Annotated in this window: 15 protein-coding genes and 2 tRNA genes; 10 read left to right on the forward strand and 7 right to left on the reverse strand. The window is 59.0% G+C overall.

Annotation, left to right across the window (positions count from 1 at the left end):
* Positions 1 to 131 precede the first annotated feature (131 nt).
* The 5 genes from ACORQT_RS13470 (at position 132) to ACORQT_RS13490 (ending at position 2,531) form a co-directional block, all read left to right on the forward strand.
* Positions 132 to 216, forward strand: a tRNA-Tyr gene (locus ACORQT_RS13470).
* A 96-nt stretch (positions 217 to 312) separates the two neighbouring features.
* Positions 313 to 397 (forward strand) — tRNA-Tyr (locus ACORQT_RS13475).
* 206 nt (positions 398 to 603) lie between these two features.
* A complete protein-coding gene (locus ACORQT_RS13480; protein WP_004932190.1) occupies positions 604 to 1,176 on the forward strand; it encodes an LOG family protein in 573 nt (190 codons plus the stop codon).
* Positions 1,177 to 1,278: 102 nt separating this feature from the next.
* On the forward strand, positions 1,279 to 2,085 hold the full coding sequence (gene xthA, locus ACORQT_RS13485; RefSeq protein WP_004932192.1) for an exodeoxyribonuclease III: 807 nt from the start codon (positions 1,279 to 1,281) through the stop codon (positions 2,083 to 2,085).
* Between the two features lie 44 nt (positions 2,086 to 2,129).
* Entirely contained in the window at positions 2,130 to 2,531 is a 402-nt protein-coding gene (locus ACORQT_RS13490) for a pyrimidine (deoxy)nucleoside triphosphate diphosphatase (protein WP_033650971.1), read from the forward strand.
* Between the two features lie 21 nt (positions 2,532 to 2,552).
* Here the strand turns inward: ACORQT_RS13490 and ACORQT_RS13495 are convergent, their stop codons facing one another.
* The 5 genes from ACORQT_RS13495 to ACORQT_RS13515 all read right to left on the reverse strand — a co-directional run bounded on the left by ACORQT_RS13495 (position 2,553) and on the right by ACORQT_RS13515 (position 7,641).
* Complete coding sequence (locus tag ACORQT_RS13495) at positions 2,553 to 2,849, reverse strand: YnjH family protein (protein WP_033643308.1); 297 nt, start codon at positions 2,847 to 2,849, stop codon at positions 2,553 to 2,555.
* Positions 2,846 to 4,771 carry a DNA topoisomerase III gene (locus ACORQT_RS13500; RefSeq protein ID WP_164057231.1) on the reverse strand — a complete coding sequence of 642 codons (1,926 nt, stop codon included), beginning with the start codon at positions 4,769 to 4,771 and terminating at the stop codon, positions 2,846 to 2,848. The genes ACORQT_RS13495 and ACORQT_RS13500 overlap by 4 nt, the downstream gene beginning before the upstream one ends.
* A complete protein-coding gene (gene mnmH / locus ACORQT_RS13505; RefSeq protein ID WP_164057232.1) occupies positions 4,771 to 5,880 on the reverse strand; it encodes a tRNA 2-selenouridine(34) synthase MnmH in 1,110 nt (369 codons plus the stop codon). The genes ACORQT_RS13500 and mnmH overlap by 1 nt, the downstream gene beginning before the upstream one ends.
* An 8-nt stretch (positions 5,881 to 5,888) precedes the next feature.
* Entirely contained in the window at positions 5,889 to 6,932 is a 1,044-nt protein-coding gene (selD, locus tag ACORQT_RS13510) for a selenide, water dikinase SelD (protein ID WP_072627528.1), read from the reverse strand.
* 157 nt (positions 6,933 to 7,089) lie between these two features.
* Complete coding sequence (locus tag ACORQT_RS13515; RefSeq protein WP_099785853.1) at positions 7,090 to 7,641, reverse strand: NAD(P)H nitroreductase; 552 nt, start codon at positions 7,639 to 7,641, stop codon at positions 7,090 to 7,092.
* Between the two features lie 160 nt (positions 7,642 to 7,801).
* Between ACORQT_RS13515 and sppA the strand changes: the two genes are divergently transcribed.
* The 4 genes from sppA to ACORQT_RS13535 all read left to right on the forward strand — a co-directional run bounded on the left by sppA (position 7,802) and on the right by ACORQT_RS13535 (position 12,934).
* Positions 7,802 to 9,658, forward strand: a complete 1,857-nt coding sequence (sppA, locus tag ACORQT_RS13520) for a signal peptide peptidase SppA (RefSeq protein WP_033643311.1) — start codon at positions 7,802 to 7,804, stop codon at positions 9,656 to 9,658.
* A 93-nt stretch (positions 9,659 to 9,751) separates the two neighbouring features.
* A complete protein-coding gene (ansA, locus tag ACORQT_RS13525) occupies positions 9,752 to 10,768 on the forward strand; it encodes an asparaginase (RefSeq protein WP_033643312.1) in 1,017 nt (338 codons plus the stop codon).
* A 22-nt stretch (positions 10,769 to 10,790) separates the two neighbouring features.
* Positions 10,791 to 11,423 carry a bifunctional nicotinamidase/pyrazinamidase gene (pncA, locus tag ACORQT_RS13530; protein ID WP_147838022.1) on the forward strand — a complete coding sequence of 211 codons (633 nt, stop codon included), beginning with the start codon at positions 10,791 to 10,793 and terminating at the stop codon, positions 11,421 to 11,423.
* A gap of 233 nt (positions 11,424 to 11,656) precedes the next feature.
* A complete protein-coding gene (locus tag ACORQT_RS13535; protein ID WP_164057233.1) occupies positions 11,657 to 12,934 on the forward strand; it encodes a glycoside hydrolase family 18 protein in 1,278 nt (425 codons plus the stop codon).
* A 45-nt stretch (positions 12,935 to 12,979) separates the two neighbouring features.
* Here ACORQT_RS13535 and ACORQT_RS13540 read toward each other — a convergent pair whose 3' ends face one another.
* Together ACORQT_RS13540 and msrB are read right to left on the reverse strand one after the other, a co-directional pair.
* On the reverse strand, positions 12,980 to 13,252 hold the full coding sequence (locus ACORQT_RS13540) for a YeaC family protein (RefSeq protein WP_004932218.1): 273 nt from the start codon (positions 13,250 to 13,252) through the stop codon (positions 12,980 to 12,982).
* 63 nt (positions 13,253 to 13,315) lie between these two features.
* Positions 13,316 to 13,729: a peptide-methionine (R)-S-oxide reductase MsrB gene (gene msrB, locus ACORQT_RS13545; protein WP_033643315.1), complete on the reverse strand. Its 414-nt coding sequence runs from the start codon at positions 13,727 to 13,729 to the stop codon at positions 13,316 to 13,318.
* A gap of 348 nt (positions 13,730 to 14,077) precedes the next feature.
* Here msrB and gapA point away from each other — a divergent pair, with 348 nt between their 5' ends.
* The gene (gapA, locus tag ACORQT_RS13550; RefSeq protein ID WP_004932222.1) at positions 14,078 to 15,073 is read left to right on the forward strand and encodes a glyceraldehyde-3-phosphate dehydrogenase; all 996 of its coding nucleotides are present in this window, start codon (positions 14,078 to 14,080) and stop codon (positions 15,071 to 15,073) included.
* Positions 15,074 to 15,086 lie beyond the last annotated feature (13 nt).

The raw sequence follows: 15,086 nt of genomic DNA on the forward strand, positions 1-15,086 counted from the left end.
GAATAAAAAAACGGCAAACGATTCATTTTCTGCATTTCAATGCTTTACACATCCGCTTCATTTGATATGATGCGCCCCGCTTACCGAGACAGCGCTCTCGCAAGCAAGGCCAGTTAAATAGCCATGTATATGGTGGGGTTCCCGAGCGGCCAAAGGGAGCAGACTGTAAATCTGCCGTCACTGACTTCGAAGGTTCGAATCCTTCCCCCACCACCATCTTCTCTCCGCCAGGAGCGAAGACGCAAAAAAGAAACCGGCCAGGTTTCTTCTGGATAAAACCAGAACAACAATTTGTAAATCCATGAATACCATGGTGGGGTTCCCGAGCGGCCAAAGGGAGCAGACTGTAAATCTGCCGTCTGAGACTTCGTAGGTTCGAATCCTTCTCCCACCACCATCTCTTCCAGAAAATCCCAAAACCCACTTAAAGCACACCGCATCCAACACGTTGCATCCAATGTTCTCGTATCAATAAATCAAGTTATCTCCCCTTATTAACCGCTTTCATCCAGACGTTTTATTTCTCTCCTCCGCCCGTAACTTGAACTCCGGCCGACAATTCGCTATACCACTGGCTTCTTTAGTGCAGTAAGGAACAGGTGGATGCGAAACAATATTTGCGTTTTTTGTGGCGCCAGCGAAGGTGTCAATCCCGCTTATGCCGAGCAGGCTCGCCAACTGGGGCAATTGCTGGCCGCACAGGGACGCCGTTTAATCTACGGCGGCGGCAAAAAAGGACTGATGGGGATTGTGGCGGACGCGGTGTTGGCGGCGGGCGGTGAAGCTGTCGGCATTATCCCCGAGCGCCTGGTTGAAGCGGAAACGGCGCATCGCGGCCTGACTGAATTGGAAGTGGTGCCAGACATGCATACGCGCAAAGCCCGTATGGCGGCGCTGGCGGACAGTTTTATCGCCCTGCCCGGCGGCATCGGCACGCTGGAAGAGCTGTTTGAAATCTGGACCTGGGGGCAAATCGGGTATCACAACAAACCGGTCGGCCTGCTGAACGTCAACGGTTTCTACCGCCCACTGAGCCAGTTCCTCGAACACGTCGCCGATCAGGGCTTCATGCGCCACGACTATCTCGGTACGCTGCACATCAGCGAATCGGCGCAAACGCTGCTGCAACAGTTTGACGACTATCAACCCAAAAATTACGACCGCTGGGCGAAATAAAGCCGGCTGCGCAGTCAGCGGGCTCGCCGCTGTCTGCGTTACATTTCCCGCCAAACTCTGCTACTATCACAGCACATTTTTCTCGTGAAAACGGCACCGCTCATGAAGTTTGTCTCTTTTAATATCAATGGACTGCGCGCGCGTCCGCATCAGCTGGCGGCAATTATCGAACAGCACCAGCCCGACGTGATCGGTCTGCAGGAAACCAAAGTTCACGATGACATGTTCCCATTGGAAGAAGTCAGCCAACACGGCTATCACGTGTTCTATCACGGGCAAAAAGGCCATTATGGCGTGGCGCTGCTGACCAAAGCGGAACCCCTGGCCGTGCGCCGCGGCTTCCCGACCGATGAAGAAGACGCGCAGCGTCGCATCATCATGGCCGATCTGGCTACGCCGCAGGGCACGCTGACGGTGATCAACGGCTACTTCCCGCAAGGTGAAAGCCGCGACCACCCGATCAAATTCCCGGCTAAAACACGCTTTTATCAGGATCTGCAAAACTACCTGGAGCAGCAGCTGTCGGCGGAATCCCCGGTGCTGATCATGGGCGACATGAATATCAGCCCCAGCGATTACGATATCGGCATCGGCGAAGACAACCGCAAACGCTGGCTGCGCACCGGTAAATGCTCCTTCCTGCCGGAAGAGCGCGAATGGATGGATCGCCTGCTGAACTGGGGCCTGGTCGATACCTACCGCCACGCCAACCCGGGGCGCAACGACGAGTTCTCATGGTTCGACTACCGCTCCAAAGGGTTCGACGACAACCGCGGCCTGCGTATCGATCTGCTGCTGGCCAGCACCCCGCTGGCTTCGCGCTGCATCGCCACCGGCATCGATTACCAAACCCGCGGCATGGAGAAACCTTCCGACCATGCGCCGGTCTGGGCGGAATTTACGCTGTAACCCCATCACCCCGGCGTCCGCCGGGGTTTTACTCTGTGAAGCCAATGAAAATTATCGACGTGGTAGCCGCCATTCTGGAAAAAAATGGCCGCATTTTGCTGGCCCAGCGCGGCGCAGACAGCGATCAGGCCGGTCTGTGGGAGTTTCCCGGCGGCAAAGTTGAGCCGGGTGAAAGCCAACCGCAGGCGCTGGCGCGCGAACTGGATGAAGAATTGGGGATTTGCGCCCGTATCGGCAACTATGTGGGCAGCAATCAGTGGCAGCAAGGCGAACGCCTCATCCGGCTACACGCCTGGCGAGTCGCGGAGTTCTCCGGTGAATTGCAGCTGCATTGTCACTCAGCGCTGGTGTGGGTCACGCCGCAACAGGCGCAGGAATATACCCTGGCCCCGGCCGACGTTCCACTGCTGGCGGACTATATCGCCGCGCAAGGCGATGCGCGCTGAGCGCGGCGATAGGTTACATGGTCACTTCTTCAATCGCACCCAAATCAAGGGGTTGGTGCCGATAGTGTTAGGCTCACGCACACACTGCAGCACTTCGCCTTCGACTTTGAGCACCGCGCCTTCGGAATAGTTTTGATTCTGGTAGACGCAACAGCGGTTGCAGGGTTGCGCCGGTGGCGAATTGGCGCCGTTTTTCGCCGTCCCCCAAATCTCCGGCGAAACCGGCAACACCACGTCCACATCGCCCCGGTTGGCGGCCGCCAGGCCGCAGTACGCCAGGGCAGCGGCAGCCAGCACCCCATTGAGTCCGTGCTTCATTCACTCTTCTCCTGCGCCTTGCCGGCGCTTTTCCTGCGTTTTTTGCCTCCGCTGGAAGGCGGCGGCGGCAACCCACGAAACGCCATGCTCGCCCGGCTCTGCTTAGCCTGATAAATCAGCTCTTGCAGCGTGCCGACCAACGGCTGCATAAAGTCCTGATAACGGCAGGATTTCTCGCTGATTTGCGTCAGCGTTGCCTCCCAGTTGGCCGTCATATCAGGACGCGCAGCAAGATCCGGCAGCGAGTGAATCAACGCGCGCCCGGTTTCGCTGGAGTGAATATAGCGTCCCTTCTTGTACAGAAACGCCCGTTTGAACAGCAATTCGATGATCCCCGCTCGCGTCGCTTCCGTACCTAAACCATCGGTCGCCCGCAGGATTTTCTTTAGCGCTTTATCTTGTACGAAGCGCGCGATACCGGTCATGGCCGACAACAGACTGGCGTCGGTAAACGGCCGCGGGGGCTGCGTCTGGCGCTCCACCACCTCACCGAGCTCACACAGCAGCTCATCATCTTTAGCCACCACCGGCAGCGGTGCGCCTTCGTTTTCTTCGTCGCGTTCCTTGCTGCCCAGCAGCGTACGCCAACCGGCTTCCGCCAGGAAACGCGCCTTGGCGATAAATTTGCCGCCGGCGATATCCAGCTCAATCACGCATTTGCGGAATACCGCATCCGGACAAAACTGCATCAGATACTGGCGCGCCACCAGCCCATACACGTTCCGTTCATCCTGCGTCAGATTAATCTTGCCGGCACGGGCGGTGGGAATGATAGCGTGGTGCGCATCGACTTTTTTATCGTCCCAGCAGCGGTTGCGGCGATCGCTGTCGATCACCGGCTGCGGATACAGCTCAGGCTGGTGCACGCTGATGGCGTTCAGCACCGCGTGACGGCCGGCGAAATGCTCTTCCGGCAGGTAGCGGCAGTCGGAACGCGGATAGGTGATTAATTTATGGGTTTCGTACAACCGCTGGCAAACGTCCAGCACCTGTTGGGCGCTGAGGTTATAACGCCGGGCCGCTTCGATTTGCAGCGTGGAGAGCGAAAACGGCAGCGGCGCGGTATCTGATTCCCGTTTATCGTTATAGGACGTGACCAGCGCCGGCTGGCCCTCGATGCGCTTGACCACGTGCTCCGCCAACGGCCGGTGCAGCAAGCGCCCCTCTTCGTCCTGATAAGGCTCGCACGACTCGCTGGGCTGCCACAGCGCCACGAAACGCTCTTCTTTCGGCGTAACGATGTGCGCCTTGACCTCAAAGAAGTCTTTCGGCACGAAGTTTTCGATCTCTTCATCGCGCCGCACCACCAACCCCAGCACCGGCGTCTGCACCCTGCCCACCGACAACACGCCGTCATAACCGGCGTTGCGGCCCAGCAGCGTATAAGCGCGGGTCATATTGATGCCGTACAGCCAGTCGGCGCGTGAGCGCGCAAGGGCGGACACGCACAGCGGGATGAAGTCACGGTTGTCGCGCAGGCGTTCAACCGCGCGTTCCACCGCCTGCGGGTTGAGATCGTTGATCAGACAGCGGCGCACGTTCTGGCGTTTTTCCGGCGTCAGATCCAGGTAGTCCAGCACCTCATCCACCAGCAGTTGCCCTTCGCGATCCGGGTCGCCGGCGTGAACCACTTCATCGGCTTCAAGCAGCAACTTTTTAATGGCGTTGAGCTGTTTACTGACCGACGGCCGCGGCTGCAACCGCCATTTTTCAGGAATGATCGGCAGATCCGCCAACGACCAGCGCGCATAGCGGCTGTCATAAGCGTCAGGCTGAGCCTGCTCCAACAGGTGGCCGACGCACCAGGTCACCACATCGTTGTTGCCACAGGCGATATACCCGTCGCCGCGGCGATGCGGCTTGGGCAATACGTCGGCAATGGCGCGCGCCAAACTCGGTTTCTCGGCTATGAACAGTCGCATTATTCACCGTTTTTCTGGCTGAACGTCATCAAGAATTCTCTTACTTCTGCATAGTTCCCACGGAAGACAATCCGCTGGGCTTTCTTTTCCAACTGATAGCAATACATCGGATCGTAGTACTGCTGCAACAGGGGCGCCAGCCACTCGCGGTGCGCCTCGCCCTGGCCGCTGAGCCGCTGTGTCCGCAGCGCCGCTTCCAGTCGTTGCGTCAGCTGCTGGAAGCGTTCCAGCCCCAGGCGGCGGCGTATGGCAAACAGGCCGTGGTGCAGATAGTCGTCGTACTGTCGCCAGCCCTCTTCCATGCCATAGGCCTGTTCGAACTGTTCGCGCATGCCGTCGATATATTCCGCCTGCAAACGCGCCAGGCGAATGTCGAACGGATCGTCGATCACCGCCACCGGCGCCTGCTGCATCCCATTGAACAACGGCAGCGGCAAATTGTTGCTGCCGATGATCCGCCCTTCGTCTTCCAGCACCCAACGGCGGCTGCCACCATGCTGTTTTTTCAGCAATAACACAGCCAGACGATTCTCAAAATCGATCTGCGAGCTCTGGCCCGCCAGCGTTCGACCAAAAGATGAACCGCGATGGCGCGCCGCACCTTCCAGATCGACGCCGTCGGCCAGTTCGTTGACCAGCAACGTCTTGCCGCTGCCGGTATTGCCGCCCACCAGGGCCATCGGCAATGCTGCGCTTTGCGCCAGCACGCCGAGCAAATAATTGCGCAGCGCCTTGTAACCGCCAATGATCCGCGGGTACTCGACGCCGGCCTCATGCAGCCATTGCTGCACCAGCTGCGAGCGTAGACCGCCGCGGAAGCAATAGAGATAGCCTTCGGGCCGCTGCGCACAGGCCGCCAGCCAGGCGGCGGTGCGCTGTTCGCGCAGTTTGCCGTTCACCAGACTGTGGCCGAGCGCTATCGCCGCTTGCTGCCCGTGCTGTTTATAGCAGGTGCCCACCGCCTGCCGCTCGCTGTCGATCATCAGCGGCAGGTTCAGCGCCTGAGCGAAGGCGCCCTGCTGAAACTCGATCGGCGCGCGCACGTCAATCAGCGGCACGTCCTGCAGGAAAATGCGTTGGTAATCGTCGCTGTCCGGCCTTCCTTGCATGTTGGACACTACACGACCTCGATCAGCGGCTTATCGGCCGATGCCACATGCAGCTCGCCGATGGCGTTGAGCGTAATGCCATGCTGTTCGGCAATCGCCAGCACCTGCGCTTCCGCCTCCGGCAATACCGCCAACAGCAAACCGCCGGAGGTCTGAGGATCGCACAGCAACTGGCGCTGCAGATCGCTCATCTCGCCCACCAGATGGCCATAGCTGTCGAAGTTGCGCCCGGTACCGCCCGGCACGCAGCCCTCGGCAATATACGCCTCGACGTCCGGCAGCTTCGGCACCCGATCGAACCAGACCGTCGCCTGCAGGCCGGAGCCCTGACATACCTCGCTCAGGTGGCCCAGCAGGCCAAAACCGGTGATGTCGGTCATCGCCGTGACGCCCGCCACCTCGGCAAAGTCGGCGCCCGGCTTGTTAAGGCGGCACATCACGTCCGTCGCCAGCCCCTGATGTTCGGGGCGCAGCTTGCTTTGCTTCTCGGCGGTCGTCAGCACACCGATGCCCAGCGGCTTGGTCAGATAGAGTTTAGCCCCGGCCTGCGCGGCGCTGTTCTTCTTCACCCGCTCGGTATTGACCACGCCGGTGACCGCCAGGCCGAAGATAGGTTCAGGCGCATCGATGGAGTGGCCGCCGGCCAGCGCGATCCCCGCCTGCTGGCAGGCGAAACGCCCACCGTCGATCACCTGCTGCGCCACCTCCGGCGGCAGTTTGGCGATCGGCCAGCCGAGAATGGCGATCGCCATGATCGGTTTGCCGCCCATGGCGTACACATCGCTGATGGCGTTGGCGGCGGCGATGCGGCCGAAATCGAACGGATCGTCGACGATCGGCATGAAGAAGTCGGTGGTGCTGATAATGCCGACGCCGTTGCCGATGTCATATACCGCCGCGTCGTCGCGGGTTTCATTGCCGACCAACAGACGCGGATCGACAAATTTCTCCCGCTCGCTGTGCAGGATGGTTTCGAGAACTTTCGGTGAGATTTTGCAGCCGCAGCCAGCGCCATGGCTGTACTGGGTTAAACGGATCGCTGGCGATGTCATAGTCCACTCCCTTCGATAACGGCACTCAAGATAACATAGGGTAGCGCTTGCCGAGGGGATTGATAAGAGCGGGCCGCCGATAAGCGAACGGCCTGCTCAGAAACCATGCAATTTTGCGGGGTTTGGCGCATTTTCGCCGCGCCCCGTCGGATAATACTTAGAAATAGCTGACGAAAGGCGTGCTGTCCGGCGGCGTCACTTTAGTGGCGGCCTTCAGCTGCGGCGTGCCCAGATAGAGGAAACCGACGATCTCGTCCTGCTCGCGGCAGCCGAAGGCTTCGCGCACCAGCGCATGCTCGGTCCAGGCGCCGGTGCGCCAGATGCCGTTAAAGCCCTGCGCCAGCGCCGCCATCTGCATCGCCTGCACGGCGCAACCGGCGGAAACTACCTGCTCCCAGCGCGGCACCTTGGTCTCTTCAGTGCAATGCGCGATGACGGTGATGATCAGCGGTGCGCGGAACGGCGCCTTGGTGGCTTTTTCGATCGCCGCCTCATCCATCTGATCCTGCTTCGCCGCCGCCTGCAGCAGCTGACTGAAACGCTCCAGGCCCTGATTCTCGATCATCACGAAACGCCACGGCTGCAGCGCGCCGTGATCGGGCGCACGCAGACCCGCGTTGATGATGTTTTGGCGCACTTCCCCCGCCGGCGCCGGTTCCGCCAGGCGCGAAGCCGAGCGACGATTCAATAAAAGATCCAGAGCATCCATCGTAAACTCCTGATAACAATTTTCATTCCGGCCACGTTAACATAGCTAAACGGCGAGTTACAGCCTCGGCGATAGCGTCTGTGTGCCACGATTTAAAGCTGACATTTACCCGGCCGCTCATTAGGATAGCGGAACATTCTCGACTCTTGTTGGAGAGCACATGCGCACATTGTGGCAAATTATTGCCGGCATTTTCCGGTGGACATGGCGTCTGCTGAATTTTATCAGGGAACTGATCCTTAACCTGTTCCTGGTCCTGCTGATCCTGGTTGGGGTCGGCATCTATCTGTCCTTCCAAAGTTCCTCCACCTCGACGGCCCCGGCGCGCGGCGCGCTGTTGGTCGATTTAAGCGGCGTGGTGGTCGATCAGCCTTCGGTAAACAACCGGGTGCGGCAATGGGGGCGTGAACTGTTGGGCGCCTCCAGCAGCCGCCTGCAGGAGAACTCGCTGTTCGACGTGGTAGACAGCATCCGCAAGGCCAAAGACGACAAAAACATTACCGGCATGGTGTTGCAGTTGAATGACTTCGCCGGCGCCGATCAGCCGTCGCTGCGCTATATCGGCAAAGCGCTGCGCGAGTTCCGCGACAGCGGCAAACCGATCTTCGCCATCGGCGACAGTTACAATCAAACGCAATACTACCTGGCCAGCTACGCCAACAAGGTCTACCTCTCGCCGCAGGGCGCGGTCGATCTGCACGGTTTCGCCACCAACAACCTGTATTACAAGTCGTTGCTGGACATGCTCAAGGTCACCACCAATATCTTCCGCGTCGGCACCTATAAATCGGCGGTCGAACCGCTGATCCGCGACGACATGTCCCCGGCGGCGCGCGAAGCGGACAGCCGCTGGATTGGCGGTCTGTGGCAGAACTATCTGGAAACCGTGGCGGCCAACCGGCAGCTGACGCCGCAGCAGCTGTTCCCCGGCGCCGCCGGCGTGCTGAGCGGCCTGCAGGCGGCAGGCGGCGACACCGCCCGCTATGCGCTGGACAATAAGCTGGTGGACGAGCTGGCGTCGCGCACCGCGATCGAAAATCAGCTGGTCAAAACCTTCGGCTGGGACAAACAGGCGAACGATTTCAACGCCATCAGCATCTACGACTATCAGCCGAAGCCGGACGCCAACCAGGGCGGCAAGATCGCCGTGGTGTTCGCCAACGGCGCCATCATGGACGGCCCGCAGACGCCGGGCAACGTCGGGGGCGACACCACCGCCGCCGAGCTGCGTCAGGCCCGTCTGGATCCGGCCGTCAAAGCCGTGGTGTTCCGCGTCAACAGCCCTGGCGGCAGCGTCAGCGCGTCCGAAGTGATCCGCTCCGAGCTGGCCGCCGTGCGCGCCGCCGGCAAACCGGTGGTGGTGTCGATGGGCGGCATGGCCGCGTCGGGCGGTTACTGGGTCTCGACGCCGGCCGACTACATCATCGCCAGCCCGAGCACGCTGACCGGCTCCATCGGTATTTTCGGCATCATCAATACCTACGAGAAAACCCTGGATACGCTGGGCGTGCACACCGACGGCGTGGCGACATCGCCGCTGGCCGATATCGCGGTCACCAAGGCGTTGCCGCAGGAGTTCTCGCAGATGATGCAGCTGAATATCGAAAACGGGTATAAGAACTTCCTCGATCTGGTCGCCAAATCACGCAAGATGACCCCGCAGCAGGTTGACCAAATCGCGCAGGGCCACGTGTGGCTCGGCAGCGACGCCAAGGCCAACGGCCTGGTCGATCAGTTGGGCGATTTCGACGATGCGGTGAAGAAAGCCGCTGAGCTGGCGAAACTGCAACAGTGGCAGCTCGACTGGTTCGTCGACACTCCGAGCCTGAGCGATATGGTGCTCAGCCAGTTCGGCGTTTCCATTCACGCCATGCTGCCGGCGGCGATTCAGGCCATGCTGCCTGCCCCGCTGGCCTCGGTCGCCAATGCGGTGAAAGAGCAGCCGGGTTTGTTCAATAACTTGAACGATCCGCAGAACCGTTACGCGATCTGTCTGACCTGCGGAGAAGTCCGCTAACAAATAATTCTGCAGCCCGGCCTCCGCCGGGCTTTTTTTCTGCCGCCATGTCCCTATAATTCAGCCCATCTTATCTTTGTTAAAATCATAACCATGCAAAAGAAATCCATTTACGTCGCCTACACCGGCGGCACCATCGGCATGCAGCGTTCCGAGCACGGCTATATTCCGGTTTCCGGCCACCTGCAGCGTCAGCTGGCGCTGATGCCGGAATTCCATCGGCCGGAGATGCCGGATTTCACCATTCATGAATACGCGCCGCTCATCGATTCCTCGGACATGACGCCGGAAGACTGGCAGCACATCGCCGACGACATCAAACAGAACTACGATCGCTACGACGGCTTCGTGATCCTGCACGGCACCGATACCATGGCGTTCACCGCCTCGGCGCTCTCCTTCATGCTGGAGAACCTGGCCAAACCGGTGATCGTCACCGGCTCGCAGATTCCGCTGGCGGAGCTGCGCTCCGATGGCCAAACCAATCTGCTGAATGCACTGTACCTGGCGGCCAACCATCCGGTGAACGAAGTCAGCCTGTTCTTCAACAACAAGCTGTTCCGCGGCAACCGCACCACCAAAGCGCACGCCGACGGCTTCGATGCCTTCGCCTCCCCGAATCTGCCGCCGCTGCTGGAAGCCGGCATCCACATTCGTCGCCAGCACGGCATCGACAGCCCGGTTTGCAACGGCGCGTTGCAGGTACATGACATCACGCCACAACCGATCGGCGTCGTCACCATCTATCCGGGCATTTCCGGCGCGGTGGTGCGCAACTTCCTGCTGCAGCCGGTCAAGGCGCTGATCTTACGCTCCTACGGCGTCGGTAACGCGCCTCAGAAGGCCGAGCTGATCGACGAGTTGCGCGCGGCTTCCGAACGCGGCATCGTAGTGGTCAACCTGACGCAGTGCATCTCCGGGCGCGTCAATATGGAAGGCTACGCCACCGGCAACGCGCTGGCGCACGCCGGGGTGATCAGCGGTTTTGACATGACGGTGGAAGCCGCTCTGACCAAGCTGCACTATCTGTTGAGCCAGCCGCTGACGCCGGAACAAATCCGCGCCCTGATGCAGCAAGATCTGCGCGGCGAGCTGAGCATCAACGGTTAACCTACCGATCTTTGGAGCGGCGATGAAAACGGCCCTGTTGTTGATCGATCTGCAAAATGATTTCTGCCCCGGCGGCGCGCTGGCGGTCACGGAGGGCGACGCCGTCATCCCGGTCGCCAATCAGGCGATCGCCGCCTGCCTGGCGCGCGGCGAACCGGTGGTGGCCAGCCAGGACTGGCATCCCGCCAATCACCGCAGCTTTGCGGTGAACTCCGATGCGCAAGTCGGCACCCTCGGTGAACTGGAAGGTTTGCCGCAGGTGTGGTGGCCGGTGCACTGCGTGCAAGGGAGCCTCGGCGCCGATTTTCATCCTCAACTGCAGCGGCAACACATCAATGCCGTCTTTCGCAAAGGACAGGATACGGACATCGACAGCTATAGCGCGTTCTTCGATAACGGCCACCGGGCGCAGACCGAACTGCACGGCTGGCTGCAATCGCAGGGCATTCAGCGGCTGGCGATCATGGGCCTGGCAACCGACTATTGCGTGAAGTTCAGCGTGCTGGATGCGCTGGCTGCCGGCTATCCGACGCAGGTGATCGTCGACGGCTGCCGCGGCGTGAATCTGCAGCCGGACGACAGTGAGCGGGCGCTGCAGGAGATGGCGCGCGCCGGCGCGCAGCTAGTTACCCTGTCACAATTTCTCACCAATTAAATCCTGCCGGGCGCTATCGGCGCCCTCTCTGGGCGGCGGCGAAAATATCGACGCCGCTCACAATGCTGTTCTTCTTCTCCTCCAGCCGCTTGTGACCGGCAGGCGCTTTTGCTGTTATGGCAGCGACGCTTTTGGCGTCAAACGGTTATACGCATCCGGGGCCCGCTGAGCCCGGCTTTATTGTGACCGCTACTGGCGGTACGGTCGGCCTTGCCGATCCCAAGGAGACAAACATGAAAATAACCCGAAAACTGCTGCCTTTGCTGGCAGCGGTGCAGTTGGCTATCGCCGGTATCGGCGCGGCTCAGGCGGCCTATCTCTCCGTCGGCTACTTCAACGGCGGCGGCGACGTCACCACCGGCCCCGGTGGTGACATCGACAAGCTGGACGTGACGCAAATCACCCACCTCAACTATTCGTTTGGCCTGATCTACAACGACGAGAAAGACGAAACCAATGCGGCGCTGAAAGACCCCGCTCGCCGCCACCAGATCTACCTGTCGCCGAAAGTCACGGCCGATCTGCAACGTCTGCCGGTGCTGCGCAAACAGAACCCCGAGCTGAAAGTGCTGTTGTCGGTTGGCGGCTGGGGCGCACGCGGTTTCTCCGGCGCCGCCGCCACCGCGGAAAACCGGGCGATTTTCATTCGCTCCGCGTTGCAGGTGATCGAGCAGTACCGGCTGGATGGGATCGATCTGGACTGGGAATACCCGGTAAACGGCGCCTGGGGTTTGGTGGAAAGCCAACCGGCAGACCGCGACAACTTCACCCTGCTGCTGAAAGAGCTTCATCAGGCGCTGGGTAAAGGCAAACTGTTGACCATCGCCGTTGGCGCCAACGTCAAAAGCCCACGTGAATGGGTCGATGTGAAAAATATTGCGCCCTATCTCAATTACATCAATCTGATGACCTACGACATGGCTTACGGCACGCAGTACTTCAATGCCAACCTGTACGATTCAACGCGTTGGCCAACCGTAGCCGCCGCCGATCGCTACAGCGCCGATAACGTGGTAAAGCATTATCTGGCTGCCGGTCTGAAACCGGCGCAGATGAACCTCGGGATCGGTTTCTACGGCCGGGTGCCGAAACGGGCGACCGAGGCAGGCATCGATTGGGACAAGCCGGACGCCGCCAAGCATCCGGTGACGCAGCCTTACTTCAGCGCGCGAGAAATCGCCCTGTTCCGCACGCTGGGATTGGATCTCAGCAAAGACACTTATTTTAAATACCGCGATATCGTCAACAAATTGCTCAACGATCCGCAGCAGCGTTTCCGCGAGCACTGGGATGACGACGCCAAAGTGCCATACCTGACGCTGCAATCCGCCGAAGGCAAGCCGCTGTTCGCCATCTCGTACGAGAACCCGCGTTCGGTGGCCATCAAGGCCGATTACATCAAAAGCCAGGGATTGGGCGGTGCGATGTTCTGGGAATACGGCGCAGACGACAACAACCGGCTGGCGCAGCAGCTGGCGGAATCGCTGGGCATAAAGGGCGAGAAACGTTGAATCGACGGGGCGATGGCGACATCGCCCCGCTTTAGGGGTGGAGCCTTACTGCGGCTTGAGTTTCACCAGCGGCTCGGCAACGAACTGCTGCTTCAGCTCTTGTTTGCTCTTCATCACGATCTGCCCGTCGGTGCCGATGCTCATATGCTGCGGATCGACGTTGTTCATCGACTGCCACAGCATCACCGCCTGCAGGCTGTTTTCCTTTTGCTCCGGCGTCAGCGCCACGCCGTCCGGCCATTTGCCCAGTTCAACCGCCTGCACCAGGCGTTGGTATATCTCGGGCGTCATCGCCGCAATCAGATCTTTCACGTCCATCAGGGCCCTTCTCGCTTACGGAAGAATAATTAGCTGAATCGATTTTGTTGGTTAAATTACCGCTTAACCGGCCGTTTGATCGCCATTTTCGCCATCGGTGAAACTCAGCGAGGCGGAATTGACGCAGTAACGGTCACCGGTCGGCTGCGGGCCATCGGGGAATACATGCCCCAGGTGCGCGTCGCAGTGGCCACAGCGGATTTCAACACGATGCATATTATGTGAATTATCATCAAGATAACGGATTGCATCGGCGGAAACCGGCTCGTAAAAGCTGGGCCAGCCGCAGCCGGAATCGTATTTGGTTTCGGAATAGAACAGCGGCTGGTTACAGCACAGACAATGGTACACGCCCTCACGCTTGTTATGCAGCAATTTGCCGCTAAACGGCGCTTCGGTGCCACGCTGTTGCGTGACATAACGTTGGATTTCATTCAGTTCCGTGACCGGATGAGCGGGGGTTGTCTCTTTAGCCATTTGTGCTTATCTCTGAATGTGGATAATGTCAACGAAAACAATGATTAATAATAACAAAAAATTAACACCGCTGCAGGGGTTTTTGGCCTAAACTGTAGCCCATAAAGGCCACGTCACGATGATATGTGATAGCGATCACACATCTTGCGTATGCTGACTTTATACTTGGCGGCTTGTCCCCATATAACGGATGAGGCCGAGCGCAAATGGACTGTGCAATAAGCGTGCAAAACCCCCCTTCCGGTTTGACTTGCCGCAAGTATTGACACGATTCCGCTTGACGCTGGGTAAGGTTTTTGTAATTTTACAACCAACCTTTTATTCACTAACAAATAGCTGGTGGAATATATGACTATCAAAGTAGGTATCAACGGTTTTGGCCGTATCGGTCGCATTGTTTTCCGTGCTGCTCAAGAGCGTTCTGACATCGAGATCGTTGCAATCAACGACCTGTTGGACGCAGAGTACATGGCTTACATGCTGAAGTATGACTCTACTCACGGCCGTTTCAACGGTACGGTAGAAGTTAAAGACGGCCACCTGGTTGTTAACGGCAAAACCATCCGTGTTACCGCAGAGAAAGACCCGGCTAACCTGAAGTGGAACGAAGTGGGCGTTGATGTGGTTGCTGAAGCGACCGGTATCTTCCTGACCGACGAAACCGCGCGTAAACACATCACCGCCGGCGCTAAAAAAGTGGTTCTGACTGGCCCATCCAAAGATGCGACCCCAATGTTCGTTCGCGGCGCCAACTTTGACAAATATGCCGGCCAGGATATCGTTTCCAACGCCTCTTGCACCACCAACTGCCTGGCGCCGCTGGCTAAAGTCATCAACGATAACTTCGGTATCGTTGAAGGCCTGATGACCACCGTTCACGCGACCACCGCTACTCAGAAAACCGTTGATGGCCCGTCTCACAAAGACTGGCGCGGCGGCCGCGGCGCATCCCAGAACATCATCCCTTCTTCTACCGGCGCAGCGAAAGCGGTTGGCGTGGTTCTGCCAGAGCTGAAAGGCAAACTGACCGGCATGGCGTTCCGCGTACCGACCCCTAACGTGTCCGTTGTTGACCTGACCGTGCGTCTGGAAAAAGCGGCCACCTACGAAGAAATCAAGAAAGCCATCAAAGACGCCGCTGAAGGCTCTATGAAAGGCGTTCTGGGCTATGTTGAAGACGACGTGGTTTCCACCGACTTCAACGGCGAAGTGCTGACTTCCGTGTTCGATGCCAAAGCCGGTATCGCACTGAACGACAACTTCGTGAAACTGGTTTCCTGGTACGACAACGAAACCGGCTACTCCAACAAGGTTCTGGATCTGATCGCTCACATCTCCAAGTAATGGCATGATGTTA

Origin of the sequence: Serratia sp. (in: enterobacteria) (assembly GCF_052400455.1) — a bacterium.
Classification (GTDB): domain Bacteria; phylum Pseudomonadota; class Gammaproteobacteria; order Enterobacterales; family Enterobacteriaceae; genus Serratia; species Serratia ureilytica.